Origin of the sequence: Aeromonas sp. ASNIH1, assembly GCF_002934285.1 — a bacterium.
GTDB classification, from domain to species: Bacteria; Pseudomonadota; Gammaproteobacteria; order Enterobacterales; family Aeromonadaceae; genus Aeromonas; species Aeromonas caviae.
In genome coordinates this window covers 1896522-1911644 of sequence record NZ_CP026228.1, presented here as the reverse complement: position 1 = coordinate 1911644, position 15123 = coordinate 1896522, and the positions used below count along the sequence as shown (strand labels likewise).

Here is a 15123-nt window from a genome sequence, read left to right as displayed (position 1 = left end):
CGACTCCCGCCAATTTCATGAAGAGGGGGTGCGCGGGGGGACACTCTCTGGCATTCCCGTCACGGCACGCGAATCGGGATTGTCGGGGATCGGGGGATAAGATGCAAAAGGCACTTGTGGCGTCCGGACTGCGCGCCGTCACACAGATGGCATCCCCGGGAAGCGGGCACAAAAAAGCCGGTGCAGGGCACCGGCCAAAAGGCGTTGGAAAACTTGAAACGTCAGGGTATTACCAGTGCTTGCCGAGGCGGGCATCCAGGCTGAAAGCCCCTGCACCGGCCGCCGCCAGGGCCAGGAAACCACCGGCCACGGAGACGTTCTTCATGAACATCAGCATCTGCATCTGCTCGGCAGGCTGATAGTGGAAGATGAAGGCGGCCATCAGGGTGAAACCGGCCAGCAGCACGGAGAGGCTGCGGGTAAACAGGCCCAGCATGATGGCAAGACCGCCACCCAGCTCCAGCAGGATCACCAGGGGCAGCATGAACCCGGGCACGCCCATGGCTTCCATGTAACCCTGGGTACCGGCGTAACCGCCGATCTTGCCCCAGCCAGCCATCACGAACATCAGCGCCAGCAGTACACGACCCACCAGCAGTGCCACATCTTTCATCTTGTCCATCGTCATATTCCTTTGCTTACCATCATGGTATTTACAGTGTAAAAGCTAATTGTTAACTCATTCATTTCGCCAAGATTTTTCTATCAAGGCAGGTCAAACAGCAGGGCTTCACTCCCCTTGGAGGCGGTGAGCACCCAGCTCGACTCGTCGCGGCTGAGCAGCCCGTCGCCGGGTCGGGCAGCCAGACCGTTGCCGGTCAGCTCCCCTGAAATCATGTGCAGGTAACCATGACGCCCTTGCAGTGCCCACTCCAGGGTCTCCCCTTCTGCGAGCTGCAGACGCCACACTCTGGCCTGCTGGCGGATCCTGAAGGATCCCGCCTCGCCGTCCGGTGACGCCACCAGCGTCATCCCGGGCTTGTTTTCAATCTTCTTCTGCTGATAACCCGGGGTCGTGCCGTGTTCATTCGGCTCGATCCAGATTTGCAGCAGGGAGAGCGGCTCGGTCTGCGAGGGGTTGTACTCGCTGTGCCGGATGCCGGACCCTGCGCTCATCAGCTGGAAATCCCCCGCCGGGATCTGCTCGGCGTGGCCGAGGCTGTCCTTGTGCTCTATGGTGCCTTGCAGCACGCAGGTGAGGATCTCCATGTTGGCGTGAGGGTGGGTCGCGAAACCGCCACCCGGCGCCACCCGATCCTGATTGATGACCCGCAGGGCAGAGTGTCCCATCCATTCCGGGTCATAGTAGTGACCGAAGGAGAAGCTGTGACGGGCATCCAGCCAGCCAAAGTTGGCCTTGCCCCGTGCTTCTGCGGCTCTCAATTTCATCATGGTGTGCTCCTCACTGACCAAGTTGGTTCATTAACGCTGGCGACCGTCACCCAGACCGAAGGGGATGCGGTAGCTGCTGCTTTCGTTGCCCAGGCTCACCGTCAGCTTGCCCTGGGTACGGCTCGGGATGGCGACCTGCTGGGTGCCCATCAGGTTGGCGTGGACGGAAGCCAGCAGATCACCGGACTCGTCGCGCACCTCCAGCATGGGGTTGGCCTTGCCGTCCATCGCGGCGGTGGCGCTCCAGTTGACGAACAGCACGCCCGGGGCGGCATTGAAGTCAGCGGGAACGGAAGCCTGGGCGGCACCTGCGGTCATCAGGCCTGCAACGGCCAGCATCTTGATTGCGTTTTTCATGTTCATTCACTCTCTTGGGTTTTATGTCATTGCCAAGGCCCCTTGGGCCCGAATCAATGCATCCATGCAAGAGATCATTCAAATACTATGTTGTTCTTTTGCTGACATCAGACATCGTGTTTGGGGATGTCTCAGCCCGGAACTACCTTTTATTTGGCTGCCAGGCGTTCCTGCCTAAGCGTTGATTGAATATTAAAGTGACTTCCCCTAAGTTGTTAGCGAGATAATCTGGTAAACACATTCAAAAAAATTGAAGGTTGGATATGGCCAAGGAATCGAACAAGGAGCGGGCGCTGACCCTGGAGGCGATCCGGGTGCTGGACGCCATCGACCGTCGTGGCAGCTTCGCGGCGGCGGCCGACGAGCTGGGCAAGGTGCCTTCGGCGCTGAGCTACACGGTACAAAAGCTGGAAGACGAGCTGGACGCCATGCTGTTCGACCGCAGCGGCCACAGGACCAAGTTCACCCCGGCGGGCCGCATGCTGCTGGAGCGGGGCCGGGTGCTGCTGGAGGCGGCCGAGCACCTGGTGGGGGAGACCCGGGCCCTCTCCCGTGGCTGGGAGACCGACATCACCATCGCCGTCGATGCCTTGATGCCGGTACAGGCTCTCTACCCCCTGGTGGATCGGCTGGCCGAACAGACCGATACCCGGCTGAGGTTTCGCGCCGAGGTGCTGGCGGGCAGTTGGGAGTGCCTGGAAGATGGCCGCGCCGACCTGCTCATCTCCTCCCTCAATGCCGATATCGCCATGACCGGCATCAAGCACCAGGTGCTCAGGGAGGAGGTGATGCTCTACGTCGCCCACCCCGATCACCCCCTGCATCAGGAACCCGAGCCCCTGGCGGACGAGACCCTGCGCCGCTATCGCGCCATCGCGGTGGCCGACACGGCACTGCGCAAGCCGGTGCTCACCTACCGCCTGCTCGACAAGCAGCCGCGCCTGACCGTCAGCACCATGGGGGAGAAGCGGGACGCCCTGCTGGCGGGGCTCGGCATCGGCACCATGCCGCAGCGCTGGATTGAAGAGGACATCAAGGCAGGCAGACTCAAGGTGATCAGTCCCGAATATCGCCACCAGATCCAGGTCGTGCTGGCCTGGCGGCGAGACACCATGGGCAAGGCCAAGAGCTGGCTGGTGCGGGAGATCCCCAAGCTGTTTGCCGATCAGGGGGAATAAAGGACTGCCTTCCGGGGTCGGTGGCGCAGGAAGTACCAAAACTGCGCCCCATTCTTGACGACGGGCTCAGATTCGGAGAAAAGAAAAAAAGCGGACCTCTTGCGAGTTCCGCTCAATGCCAGGAAAGAATAAAACCTTGCGGTTAAAAAAACCCTTAAATTGGAAGCAAACAATCGTTTTCTCAACCAGGAAGGTATTGAATCCGATTCGTGTTGAATTATGTGCGATGTAATATGCATCACCAGCAAAATGTTGAAAGGTTGAAGGATATGCACCACCGAGTGTCACTTTCTGCCACCTTGCACCACAACTGGTCAGGCCATTTCCGCCATTATCACCGGGTTACCCTCCTCTGGTTTTTCTAGGTGTCAAAATTTGAGCCCGATACAGACAAACCACTCAATTTCTGACACGACTAAAAATGCAGATAAAGGAATAGTTGCATGACCTACAGCCAGACACTGGCCAATCACATCCTCGACACCCTGAAGAAAACCCTGACCGACAAGGGGATCCGCTATCAGACCCTGGCAGAAGCCATGGGAGTTTCCATCGCCACCGTGAAGCGCATGATGAACAAGCCCTCCCTGCCGTTCGACACCCTGCTGGAGATCTGCCATCTGGTGGGACTCTCCTTCGAAGAGCTGCTGGACCGGACCCAGGATGCCCAGAGCCGCCGGGCCGTCTTTACCCAGGAGCAGGATGAGGCGTTTCACAAGGAGCCGGGGCTCTATGCCTTTCTCGCCAACATCTTCTGGCGCGACAAGACCCTCATCGATCTCAAGCGGGAGTACGGCCTGACCGATGCCTCCTGCTACCTCTATCTGCGCAAGCTGGAGAAACTCGGCATCCTGCAGCTTGGCATCGACAACAGCTACCACTTCCTCATCAGCGAGCGCATCAGCTTCGAGCAGCACAGCCGTTTCGCCCGCCAGCAGGCGCGCCAGGCCATGTCGGTGCTGGGGGACTATCTGGTGGAGAACATGCACAGGCCCAACAACTACATGGCGCTGTGCCAGCTCCATCTGGGGGAGAGCGAGGCCATGGCGCTGATCGATCGCATGAAGGAGTACTGGCATCAGGAGCTCAAGCTCAACCGCCCCGCCATCGGCCAGCGGGAGGGCAGCAAGACCTACACCATGTCGCTGCAACTGGCCGACTGCGGCTACCAGAGCTTCGACGATCTGATCCCCAACATCGACAACTGATCCCGGTGGATCCTGCGGGATCCGCCATGTCAGCGCGCCAGAACGCCGCTACTCTGCCAGTTGCACCTGCCGCGCACCGGTGGCGAGCGGTTGCAGTGCCCGGGTATCCAGGCAGATGCGGATGGCGTCCGGTCGCCAGTGCTCGATGTCGCAATCCACCAGCTTCCCTTCCTCGTCATGATTGACCCGCACCAACCGCAGCACGGCACTCCCCTGGGCCAGGTTGAGGGCGCGGGCTATCTCTCCCCGGGCCGCCGACGGGGTGATCTCGAGGCTCGCCCAGCCCTGGCCTATGTCATAGCGCTGCCGGTAGAGCTCGGTGAGGGAGCTGGCCAGGGGAGCGCTGGCGATGCCGGGGAAGCGGCTCGCCAGCAGGTGATGGCTGACGTGGAGCACGGGGCGACCGTCGATCAGCCGCTGGCGGCGGATCTCGTAGAGCGGCGTAAAGGGTTCCAGACCCATCCAGCGGCACAACTCGCTGCTGGCAAGCTGGTTGCCATGGGCCAGCACCCGGGTCTCGGCGGTGCGCTGCTGCTCGCCAATCCACTGGTGAAAGTGGGTGTGGATGGCGGGATCGTAGGTGAGGCGAGGCGGCGCCACGAACCAGCCACGCCGCTCGGCCCGGTAGATGAGGCCGTCCGCCTCGAGGCTGGAGAGTGCCTCCTTGATGGTGATGCGGGTGGTGGCGAATCGCTCGCTCAGGGCCCGTTCGGCGGGCAGCTGCTGCCCCGCCGCCAGGTGTCCGCTGCCGATATAGCGGCGCAGGGTCCGGCAAATCTGTTCGCACTTGGAGGGTATGCGGCCATCAGTCATCCCCTGTTCACTCAATCGCTCTGTCACTGTCACATCCCTGTCGGTCATTCGGGTTTGCACACCACTGGAGTAGACCAGAGGTTGTCGACCCCGAGTTGTAACCGCCCCTGATGACAGCGCCATGACAGGGCGATTGTCACGAAACTGCCATCAAAGCGCCCCGCCACCGTCATAATTCCCCTCTAGCATCCCTCTCGAACCTTAACTGACCTAGTCCAGAGGGATGGGATGATGAAAAGCGTGATCGCAAGTGCACTGGCCCTGGTGGCCATCAGTCAACCGCTGTTTGCCGCCGAGAACATCGCGGATCTCGAAAAAGCCGCCCGCGGTGAGGGCCAGCTCCAGAGCGTCGGCATGCCGGACAGCTGGGCCAACTGGAAGGATACCTGGCAGCAGCTCGGCAGCATCTACGGCATCAAGCATCAGGATACCGACATGAGCTCCGCCCAGGAGATCGCCAAGTTCGCCGCCGAGAAGGCCAATGCCACCGCCGACATCGGCGACGTGGGCGGTGCCTTCGGCCCGGTCGCGGTCAAGCAGGGGGTCACCCAGCCCTACAAGCCCTCCACCTGGGCCGACATTCCGAACTGGGCCAAGGATGCGGACGGCCACTGGATGCTGGCCTATACCGGCACCATCGCCTTCCTGATCAACAAGGATCTGGTCAAGGCCGCCCCCACCAGCTGGCAATCCCTGCTGGGTGGCGACTACAAGGTGACCCTGGGTGACGTGGGCGTCGCCTCCCAGGCCAACAACGGCGTGCTGGCGGCGGCCTATGCCACCGGCGGCAGCGAGAAGAATCTGAAACCCGCCCTGGATCTGTTCGGCAAGCTGGCCAAGCAGGGCCGTCTGTCGCTGAACGACCCGACCATCGCCAACATCGAGAAAGGCGAAGTGGAAGTGGGGGTGCTGTGGGACTTCAACGCCCTCAACTACCGCGACCAGATCGACCCCAAGAAGTTTGATGTGGTGATCCCGAGCGACGGCTCCGTCATCGCCGGCTACACCACCATCATCAACAAGTGGGCCAAGAACCCCAACGCCGCCAAGCTGGCCCGGGAATACATCCTCTCCGATGCCGGTCAAATCAACCTGGCCCGTGGCTACGCCCGCCCCATCCGCAGCAACGTGACCCTGCCGGATGACGTGAAAGCCAAGCTGCTGCCGGCCGAGCAGTATGCCAATGCCAAGCCGGTGCAGGATCACGCCGCCTGGGAGCAGAGCTCCAAGGCCCTGCCGCGCCAGTGGCAGGAAACCGTCATGATCAACATGCAGTAAGGAGTGGCCAGTGCAACACAAGGTGATAGTGGTACTTGTGGATGGCCTGGCAGCAGAGGTAGCCCATTGCATGGGCTACCTCTGTGGCATGGTGGAGGCAGAACGCGGCCTGCATACGACCCTGAGTGCCGCCCTGCCCTCCCTCTCCCGCCCTCTCTACGAGTGCATCCTGACCGGCGTGCCGCCGGTGGCGAGCGGGATCACCCACAACGGGGTGAGTCGTCTCAGTCTGCATGACTCCATCTTCCATCTGGCCCGCGCCGCGGGTAAACGCACCGCAGCGGCGGCCTACCACTGGGTGAGCGAGCTCTACAACCAGAGCCCCTGGCTGGCGGCCCGCGATCGCTTCACCCATGACGAGCAACTGCCCATCCAGCACGGCTGCTTCTACTGGGATGACGCCTACCCCGACAGCCACCTGCTGATGGACGGCGAGTGGCTGCGCAGCCAGTACGACCCCGATTTTCTGCTGATCCACCCCATGGGGGTGGACGATGCGGGCCACCAGTTCGGTCTCGATTCCCGCCAGTACCGCAATCAGGCGCGCCGCATGGACAGCCTGCTGGCCGAGCTGCTGCCCCAGTGGCTGGCAGAGGGGTATCAGGTGATGATCACCTCGGATCACGGCATGAACAACGATCTCAGCCATGGCGGCACCCTGGCCGAGGAGCGCACCGTGCCGCTCTGGCTCTTTGGCGATGCGTTCGTCGAGCGCTGGCCGGATGGGGTAGTGATCGCCCAGACCCAGCTCTGCGCCCTGATGGCAGATCTGCTGGGGGTTCCCCACGACAAGCCGGCAGCCCCCCCGCTGCTCAAGGCGGCCTTTATGCGCGAGGTGCACTGATGATGCCTGCCACCACCGAGATCCTCGCGGATCAACAGGTGAAGCCACGCCGGGTGCGCCGCCACTGGCTGCCCGTGCTGGTGCTGCTGCCCTTTGTCCTCTTGATGATCCTGTTCCAGCTCGCCCCCATGGTGTGGGTGCTGGTGGGCAGCGTCCAGACCCCTGATGGCTGGGGTCTCGACCACTACCGGGAGATTTTGAGCTCCCCCTTCTACCTGCAATCCTTCGGCAACTCGTTGCGCATTGCCGGCATCGCCAGCCTGGCGGGGCTCGCCATCGGCACCCTCGGGGCGGCGGCGCTGCGCCACAGCGGCGAGCGGGTCAAGCGGGTGCTGCTGGCCTTCGTCACCATGACCGGCAACTTCAGCGGCGTGCCGCTGGCGTTCGCCTTCATCATCGTGCTCGGCATCAATGGCGCGGTGACCCTGCTGCTCAAATCCTGGGGCCTCATCGACGGCTTCAACCTCTATTCGGGCAGCGGTCTTATCCTGATTTACACCTACTTCCAGATCCCGCTTGCCCTGCTGCTGCTCTACCCGGCGTTCGACGCCCTGCAGGATGAGTGGCCCCAGGCCGCCGCCCTGCTTGGCGCCAGCAAGGGCCAGTATGTGTGGCACGTGGCGCTGCCGGTGCTGACGCCCGCCTTGCTCGGCACCCTGATCATCCTGTTTGCCAACGCAGTGGGGGCTTATGCCTCCGCCTACGCCCTCACCACCGGCAACTTCAACCTGGTGACCATCCGGGTGGCCAGTCTGGTCTCCGGCGACATCTTCCTCGAGCCGAATCTCGCGGCGGCGCTGGCGGTGATCCTGATGGTGCTGCTGGGGGTGGTGACAGCCGCCAACCAGTGGTTGCTGAAAAAGAGCTATGTGAACAAGGGGCAATCCCATGCATGATTTGACGCCGCGCTGGCCCAGATGGGTGCTGGGGGCGCTGGTCGCCACCCTGTTGCTGCCGCTGCTGGCCACCTTTCTCTACTCCATCTCCACTCGCTGGGGGGCGACCCTGCTGCCGGATGGCTTCACCCTCGACTGGTATCTCAAGCTCTGGGGCGACCCGCGCTTTCTGGCGGCCTTTGGCCGCAGCCTCCTGGTCTGCTTCGCCACCCTGTTGCTGGGCACCCTGGTGCTGGTGCCCACCGTACTGGTGGTGGCCTACTACTTCCCCAGGCTGGATCCCTGGATGAACCTCTTGATCCTGCTCCCCTTCGCGGTGCCGCCCGTGGTCTCTTCGGTGGGGCTGCTGCAGATCTACGCCGACGGCGTCCTGCCCATTATCGGCACGCCGTGGATCCTGATCGGCACCTGGTTCACCGTGGTGCTCCCCTTCATGTACCGGGCGCTGGCCAACAGCCTGCAAGGGGTGCCGCTCAAGGATCTGATGGATGCCGCCCATCTGCTGGGGGCCAGCAGCGCCCGCGCCTTCCTGCTGGTGGTGATCCCCTGCCTGCGCAAGGGGCTGCTGGCGGCGCTGTTTCTCTCCCTCTCCTTCCTGCTCGGGGAGTTCGTGTTTGCCAACATGCTGGTGGGCACCCGTTACGAGACCCTGCAGGTCTACCTCTACAACATGCGCGCCACCTCGGGCCACTTCACCAGCGCCCTGGTGATGAGCTACTTCCTGCTGACCCTGCTGCTCACCTGGGCGGCCAACAGATTTCATCGGTGAATCAACATGTTCCATCTAGAAGTGAATCAACTGCACAAATCCTACGGCGACACCAAGGTGTTCGAGGGGATCGAATTCGGCATCCGCAAGGGGGAGCTGGTGACCCTGCTCGGCCCCTCCGGCTGCGGCAAATCCACCCTGCTGCGGGCGCTGGCCGGGCTCACCCCGGTGGATGGTGGTCAGGTGCGGGTGGCCGGTGAGGACATCACCTGGCAGGAACCCCAGAAGCGGGGCATCGGCATGGTGTTCCAGAGCTATGCGCTCTTCCCCAACATGACGGTGTGGGACAACGTCGCCTTCGGCCTCAAGATGAAGCCCCAGCCGGGGCGGGATCTCGCCGCCAGCGTGCAAGAGGCGCTTGAGCTGGTGGAGCTGACCGGCTTCGAGCGCCGCTATCCGAGCGAACTCTCCGGCGGCCAGCGCCAGCGAGTGGCGCTGGCCCGGGCGCTGGTGGTGCAACCGCGGATCCTGCTGCTGGACGAGCCGCTCTCGGCGCTGGATGCCCGCATCCGCCGCAGCCTGCGCCAGCAGATCCGCGCGATCCAGCAGCGCCTCGAGCTCACCACCATCTTCGTGACCCACGATCAGGAGGAGGCGCTGACCCTGTCGGATCGGATCTTCCTGATGAACAAGGGCTCCATCGTCCAGAGCGGCACACCGGAGCAGATCTACACCCGCCCCGCCAGCGAGTTCGTGGCGGGCTTTATCGGCAACTACAACCTGCTGGATGGCGAGCAGGCCAAATCCCTGTTCGGCCCGCGCTTTCGCGGCAAGCTGGCGCTGCGACCGGAGTCCATCACCCTGCTGCCCGCCGGGGCGACCAGCCACGAGCCCAGCCTGCCCGGCATCGTTCGCCAGCAGCAGCTGCTCGGCAACGTCATCCGCTATCAGGTGGAGTGCGAGGCAGGGCTGTTGACGGTGGATTGCCTCAACCGCCGTGCCGGTGATCTGCTGCCGGTAGGCAGCGCCGTGACCCTGGTGGTGGCCCGGGATCAACTCTGTGAGGTAGCATAACGCCATGAATCCCATTCATTTTTCAGCCAGTTCCCCGATGCTGGCAGCCAACCCGAGGAGCAGCCATGGCCCTGGCACTGTTTGATCTGGACGAGACCCTGATAGCGGGGGATTCCGCCAGCCTCTGGCTGGAGTACATGGTGGCCCAGGAGCTGGCCCCGGCGGGCATGGTGGCCGAGGAGCAGGCCATGATGTCCCTCTACCACCAGGGCAAGATGGACATGCACCAGTACATGGCCTTCACCCTGCAACCGCTGGCAGGCAGGACGCGCCAGTGGCTCGACTCCCTCTGCACCCGCTTTGCCGAACAGGTGCTGCGGGAGCGCCTCTACCCCGAGGGGCTGGCCCGCATCGAGTGGCACCGCCAGCGTGGCGACGAGCTGGTGCTCATCTCCGCCTCCGGCGAGCATCTGGTGGCCCCCATGGCGCAGATGCTGGGGATGGATCACTGCGTGGCCATCCTGCTCGACGAGGAAGCCGGCATGCTGACCGGCCAGACCCGCGGCACCCTGAGTTTTCGCGAAGGCAAGGTGGCCCGCATCAACCAGCTCTTTGCCGGAAAGGAACACCTCTGGCAGGGGAGCTTCGGCTACAGCGATTCCCACAACGATCTGCCCATGCTGCAGGCGGTGAGCCATCCCCATGCGGTCAATCCGGCCCCCGCCCTGCGCCAGTGCGCCGAGGAGCTGGGCTGGCCCCTCTGGACCTGGCAGTTGCACCCTTGATCCGCGCAATGAAGAAGAGGCCCTCAGGCCTCTTCTTTGCTCAACATGCCATCCCCTGATGGCGAGTCGTCCCGGGGAGCCAGGGGATCCACCATGTAGATGCGATTCTTGCCGTCACCCTTGGCGCGATAGACCTCGGCATCGACCATGGTCAGCAGGCTCCTGGCCCCAAGCCCGGAGGCACTCGCCACCAGGCCGCCGCTGAAGGTGATCCCAAGACCGGGTTCACGCCAGTGCAGGGAGGCCACCCCAATCCTGTACTGCTCCAGCAGCATCTGGCAGAAGTGGATATCGGGATTGGCAAACAGCACCACCAGCTCTTCCCCGCCATAGCGGCATACCCAGCCATGATCCCCCAGCAGCTTGGCGCCAAAGCTGGCCACCCGCTTTAGCACCACGTCCCCGGTCTGGTGGCCATAGGTGTCATTGATCCGCTTGAAACCGTCCAGATCGATCATGGCCAGGCAGAAGCTCTCCTGATCGAGCAGCAGCCGATTCAACCGCTCGTCGAAGAAGCGCCGGTTGTAAAGGCCGGTCAGCTTGTCGAGGTTCGCCTGCTGGCGCACCTCGTGATAATCCTTGCTCACCTCCGCCAGCTCGGCATAGACGTGCCTGAGCTCGCGCATCCCCCCCTGGTGCACCTCGTCAGGCTGGGTCCGGCTGGCCCGGATCACGGTGGCGATCTCGTCCAGCATCCGCCTGAAATAACGGGACCAGATCAGTGCCAGCACCATGTAGAGCACGCTGGCCAGCACGATGATCCCGAGCACGTTGAGGGAGGCACTCGCCACCACCGCCTGGATGCTGGAGGCGGGCAACACGCTGATCAGCACCCAGTTGTGGTCCGGCAGGCGGCTGTAGGCCACGAACTGGCGAGACGCCTGATCCAGGAAGATGCCGTCCTCTCCGCTGAAGCGGGAGAGCCAGGTCGGGTGCATCATGGGCTTGAGCAGTTGTGAGGGATCGGGGTGGGCCAGCACCTTGCCCGACTGGTTGACGATCATCTGGTAACCGCTGTTCCACTGCCGGTTCAGCTGGGCGGAGAAGGGGGCCAGGATGGCATCCACCGCGAAGACCCCCCGCACCTTGCCCTCCTTGTCAGTGATGGCCCGCGCCAGGGCGATCACCAGCGTGCCGTTGGTGTAGTCGTAGTAGGGTTCGGTCCAGACCATCTTGCCCACATGCTGGCTGGCCAGCTGATACCAGGGGCGCACCCTGGGATCGAAGTCCGCATCCGCCTGCCATTCGGGGTAGATCAGCATCTGGCGCTCGGCGGTGCCCACATAGATGTAGATGAGATCCGCCATCACCCCCTTGTAGAGACGCCACTCCCTGAGATAGGAGTCGGTGTTGCGCAGACGGGGGCCGCTGATGTCCTCCACCTTGATCTGGTCGTAGATGAGGGAGAACTGACGCTCCATCTCGTTCAGGTAGGGCTCGATGAAGACGTGGCGCAACTGGTGATTGGTGGCGAGCAGGCGCTGTTGCAGCTCTCGCTGCAGGCTGCGCTCCATGTGCAGGTAGTAGATGGCGCCCAGCATCAGGACGGGAATGAAGAGCAGAAGCAGGCCCAGGCGCATCCGTGCCACCAGGGACCAGGTCTTTTTGGAGACTGCTCGCTTATCCAACCCTGACTCCATGCTATCCCCTGACATCGTGTAGTGTCAGAATATCAGCCCCACCTGATGGCGTCCAAAGGGAAGCGCATCGGGTGGCCAACGAGAAGGAACTGGCCTGGATGTTGAAACCGGAACTGCTGACTGCCCTCCATTACTGCGCCGTGATCACCCTGACCGGTGCCATCACCTCGGAGTATTTCCTGTTCCGGCGCGGCATGTCCATCGAGCAGGTGCGCAAGCTGCTGCTGGCTGACAGCCTGGCCGCCCTGGCCCTGCTGCTCATCTTCATCACGGGCGTGCTGCTGGTGGTCGCCCATCCCCAGCCACCGGCCATCCTGCTTGCCAATCCGGGTTACCGCACCAAGCTGCTGATGTTCTTCGCCATGGCCATCAGCTTTGGCTATCCCAGCCGGCTGTTCCACCACTGGCGCCGATCCTTGCGCCAGGGACGGGCTCCCCTTGTCTCCACCCAGCAGCAGTTCTGGGTGATCTGGATCCTTAGGGGCAACCTGCTGCTGCTCGCCCTGCTGCCCCTGCTCGCCAAGCTGGCCAGCCGCTGATCCTGCCCTCGCCCGGCAACAAATGGCTGACGACAAACGCCCCTTCTCGCAGGTATCGTAATGGCGGGGCCCGAGTGCCGCCGAGACTCTTTCTCAGGGATGATTCCGTATGCGTTCAAACATGATGTTATTGATGGCCGCCGCCATCTGGGGGCTGGGCTTCGTCGCCCAGCGTCTGGGGATGGATCACATGGGGCCCTTCACCTTCAACGGCCTGCGCTTCCTGCTGGGCGCCCTCTCCCTGCTGCCGCTCTTGTGGTGGCTCAAGTCACGCCAGCCGCCCCAGCCTGCCGGTGATCACCGCCTGCTGCTGACCGGGGGTCTCATCGCCGGCACCGTGCTCTTCTCCGCCGCCTCCCTGCAACAGGTGGGACTGCTCTACACCACGGCCGCCAAGGCGGGCTTCATCACCGGTCTCTACATCATCCTGGTCCCCGTCATCGGTCTGGCCCTGCGCCACAAGACCGGGGCCAACACCTGGATTGGCGCCCTCATCGCCATGGCCGGGCTCTACTACCTCAGCATCACCGAGGAGTTCACCATTGGCTACGGCGATCTGCTGCAAGTGATCGGGGCCCTGTTCTGGGCCGTGCATCTGCTGGTGCTGGATCACTACTCGAACCGGGTCGCCCCCATTCGCCTTGCCGGGGTGCAGTTCGTGGTGTGCGGCCTGCTCAGCCTGGCCACGGCCTTCGTCATCGAGACCCCGACGGCGAGTGGTGCCGTGGCGGGCTGGCAGGCGCTGCTCTACGCCGGTCTGGTCTCGGTCGGCATCGGCTATACCCTGCAGGTGGTGGGGCAGCGCGGTGCCCATCCGGCCCACGCCGCCATCATCCTCAGCCTGGAGACGGTGTTCGCCGCCATCGGCGGTGTCCTGCTGCTGGGGGAACATCTGGACGAACGGGCCGTGGTCGGCTGCGCCCTGATGCTGGCGGGGATGCTCATCTCCCAGATCCGCCTGCGCTGGTGGTGGAAGTCCCGCCGCAACAAGGTGCCCAGCCAGCCCTGATATCTGCGGTGGTCATTGACCCCAAATAAAACGAGGCGCCCTTGGGCGCCTCGTTTTATTGCCGCCTGCCTAGCGCACGCTGGAGCAGAAGCTCACGTCATCCCGCAGCGGGTCATTGCTCACGCTGTGATAGAGCTCGAAGCAGGGGCCGTCCCCAAAGGCGAGCCCAGCCGCGACGATATCGCCGATGTGCTCCTGCCAGCGCTCCCCGTACTGGCTGCGATCCGTGATGAGATAGCGGGACTGGGCGTAGCGCCCGGCGGGGATGAGCTGAATTTCCACCTCCCCCGCCCCCAGGGTGCCCACCGGTACGCTGATGCCGATGTCGGTGCGGCACTGGGCCGGCGGCGTCACCTCGGGGTTGTCGTGGTAGATGAAGATCCACTCTCCCCCTTCCAGGCCACGGGGCGCGGCCCACTGGTGAAGGCGATGGCAGACGGCGTCATACCCTTCGCCATAGGGGCCGGTCACGCGGATATAGGCCAGGGTGCGGGCGTCCATCTCGACGGTGTTCATGGTGTTGCTCCTTGCTGATGAGTGGCCTTCAGCATAAGGGAGTGCCCCTTGCCATGCGTGTCCTTCCTTGCGATCCAGGTGTCCGTTCTTGCCCTTGTCGCGGCGAAACGCCCCCGGGGTGCAACCATAGTGACGGCGAAACGCCTTGGCGAAAGCCTGGGAGCTGCCAAGCCCCGCCCCCAGAGCGATGGCGGTGACGCTGGCATCGGTGTAGCAGAGCTGCCAGGCCGCCCGCTGCATCCGCAGGCGGCGGCACATCTCGCCGGGGGCTTCGCCCGCCACTGCGGTGAACACTCGGTGGAAGTGGTAGAGGGAGAGGCAGGCGCGACTCGCCAGCGCCTCGATGGAGAGATCCGGATCCTGCTCCAGTGCCCGCAGCACCGGCGTCAGGCGCTCGCGATAGTCGATCATCGGCGCACCCTGGCCATGTAGAGGGCATCCACCAGCACCCCATGACGCAGGCCGTAATCCCGGGCTACGCCCTCCTCCACGAAGCCCGCCTTGCGATAGAGGGCCAGGGCCGCCTGATTGTCGGCCCAGACCGTCAGCTCCACCCGCGTCAAGCCGAGCCAGTTGTCCGCCAGATCCAGCGCAGCCTGCATCAGGGCAGTGCCCACCCCGCGACCGGCCCAGTCATCGTGTACCGCCATGCCGATGCTCGCCACGTGGCGGCGACGGGGGGCCGGCTCCACCATCAGAACCAGCGCACCCGCCACCTCCCCCTCCCACTCCGCCAGCAGGCTGTAGATGCCATCCCGCGGGGTCAGCTTCTGCTCCCACTGCTGCAGGGAGGGGAAGGGAAGTTGCAGGGTGCCCGCCTGAGCATGGGGCATGGCGTGAAGATCCCGCAGGGCGGCGGCATCTTCCGGCCCGGCGCGGCGAATGGTGATGGACATGAGACCTCCTGATTGGCTGAATCCCATCTTGCCGCAAGGCTGGCGTCTG

Annotated in this window: 17 protein-coding genes; 10 read left to right on the top strand and 7 right to left on the bottom strand. The window is 63.5% G+C overall.

Going from position 1 to position 15123, the window contains the following annotated elements; all coding sequences use genetic code 11:
- Positions 1-229: 229 nt before the first annotated feature.
- From C2U37_RS09265 to C2U37_RS09255, 3 genes are all read right to left on the bottom strand, one after another.
- Positions 230-622 (bottom strand): DoxX family protein, encoded by a 393-nt coding sequence (locus tag C2U37_RS09265; protein ID WP_010675909.1) that lies wholly within the window; start codon positions 620-622, stop codon positions 230-232.
- Positions 623-705: 83 nt separating this feature from the next.
- On the bottom strand, positions 706-1392 hold the full coding sequence (locus tag C2U37_RS09260) for a pirin family protein (RefSeq protein ID WP_104453210.1): 687 nt from the start codon (positions 1390-1392) through the stop codon (positions 706-708).
- Between the two features lie 30 nt (positions 1393-1422).
- Positions 1423-1755, bottom strand: coding sequence for a hypothetical protein (locus C2U37_RS09255; protein ID WP_010675911.1), 333 nt, complete (start codon positions 1753-1755; stop codon positions 1423-1425).
- 257 nt (positions 1756-2012) lie between these two features.
- Here C2U37_RS09255 and C2U37_RS09250 point away from each other — a divergent pair, with 257 nt between their 5' ends.
- Positions 2013-2927 carry a LysR family transcriptional regulator gene (locus tag C2U37_RS09250; protein ID WP_104452160.1) on the top strand — a complete coding sequence of 305 codons (915 nt, stop codon included), beginning with the start codon at positions 2013-2015 and terminating at the stop codon, positions 2925-2927.
- Between the two features lie 443 nt (positions 2928-3370).
- Positions 3371-4135, top strand: a complete 765-nt coding sequence (locus C2U37_RS09245) for a helix-turn-helix domain-containing protein (protein ID WP_010675913.1) — start codon at positions 3371-3373, stop codon at positions 4133-4135.
- 48 nt (positions 4136-4183) lie between these two features.
- Here the strand turns inward: C2U37_RS09245 and C2U37_RS09240 are convergent, their stop codons facing one another.
- Positions 4184-4996 (bottom strand): UTRA domain-containing protein, encoded by an 813-nt coding sequence (locus C2U37_RS09240; protein WP_182956431.1) that lies wholly within the window; start codon positions 4994-4996, stop codon positions 4184-4186.
- 183 nt (positions 4997-5179) lie between these two features.
- Here C2U37_RS09240 and C2U37_RS09235 point away from each other — a divergent pair, with 183 nt between their 5' ends.
- From C2U37_RS09235 to C2U37_RS09210, 6 genes are all read left to right on the top strand, one after another.
- Positions 5180-6226 carry an ABC transporter substrate-binding protein gene (locus C2U37_RS09235; RefSeq protein WP_010675915.1) on the top strand — a complete coding sequence of 349 codons (1047 nt, stop codon included), beginning with the start codon at positions 5180-5182 and terminating at the stop codon, positions 6224-6226.
- Positions 6227-6236: 10 nt separating this feature from the next.
- On the top strand, positions 6237-7070 hold the full coding sequence (locus tag C2U37_RS09230; protein ID WP_104452159.1) for an alkaline phosphatase family protein: 834 nt from the start codon (positions 6237-6239) through the stop codon (positions 7068-7070).
- Positions 7070-7966, top strand: coding sequence for an ABC transporter permease (locus C2U37_RS09225; protein WP_104452158.1), 897 nt, complete (start codon positions 7070-7072; stop codon positions 7964-7966). The genes C2U37_RS09230 and C2U37_RS09225 overlap by 1 nt, the downstream gene beginning before the upstream one ends.
- Complete coding sequence (locus C2U37_RS09220) at positions 7959-8735, top strand: ABC transporter permease (RefSeq protein ID WP_039040132.1); 777 nt, start codon at positions 7959-7961, stop codon at positions 8733-8735. The genes C2U37_RS09225 and C2U37_RS09220 overlap by 8 nt, the downstream gene beginning before the upstream one ends.
- 6 nt (positions 8736-8741) lie before the next feature.
- A complete protein-coding gene (locus C2U37_RS09215) occupies positions 8742-9749 on the top strand; it encodes an ABC transporter ATP-binding protein (protein WP_104452157.1) in 1008 nt (335 codons plus the stop codon).
- Positions 9750-9814: 65 nt separating this feature from the next.
- A complete protein-coding gene (locus C2U37_RS09210) occupies positions 9815-10474 on the top strand; it encodes an HAD family hydrolase (protein WP_104452156.1) in 660 nt (219 codons plus the stop codon).
- A gap of 23 nt (positions 10475-10497) precedes the next feature.
- Here C2U37_RS09210 and C2U37_RS09205 read toward each other — a convergent pair whose 3' ends face one another.
- Positions 10498-12102 carry a sensor domain-containing diguanylate cyclase gene (locus C2U37_RS09205; RefSeq protein WP_104452155.1) on the bottom strand — a complete coding sequence of 535 codons (1605 nt, stop codon included), beginning with the start codon at positions 12100-12102 and terminating at the stop codon, positions 10498-10500.
- Between the two features lie 110 nt (positions 12103-12212).
- Here C2U37_RS09205 and C2U37_RS09200 point away from each other — a divergent pair, with 110 nt between their 5' ends.
- Both C2U37_RS09200 and C2U37_RS09195 read left to right on the top strand, forming a co-directional pair.
- The gene (locus C2U37_RS09200; RefSeq protein WP_039040139.1) at positions 12213-12653 is read left to right on the top strand and encodes a DUF2214 family protein; all 441 of its coding nucleotides are present in this window, start codon (positions 12213-12215) and stop codon (positions 12651-12653) included.
- Positions 12654-12762: 109 nt separating this feature from the next.
- The gene (locus C2U37_RS09195; RefSeq protein WP_104452154.1) at positions 12763-13662 is read left to right on the top strand and encodes a DMT family transporter; all 900 of its coding nucleotides are present in this window, start codon (positions 12763-12765) and stop codon (positions 13660-13662) included.
- Positions 13663-13731: 69 nt separating this feature from the next.
- Here the strand turns inward: C2U37_RS09195 and C2U37_RS09190 are convergent, their stop codons facing one another.
- On the bottom strand, positions 13732-14589 hold the full coding sequence (locus C2U37_RS09190; RefSeq protein ID WP_104452153.1) for an AraC family transcriptional regulator: 858 nt from the start codon (positions 14587-14589) through the stop codon (positions 13732-13734).
- The gene (locus C2U37_RS09185) at positions 14586-15074 is read right to left on the bottom strand and encodes a GNAT family N-acetyltransferase (RefSeq protein WP_010675925.1); all 489 of its coding nucleotides are present in this window, start codon (positions 15072-15074) and stop codon (positions 14586-14588) included. Before C2U37_RS09185 ends, C2U37_RS09190 begins: the two co-directional genes overlap by 4 nt.
- Positions 15075-15123 lie beyond the last annotated feature (49 nt).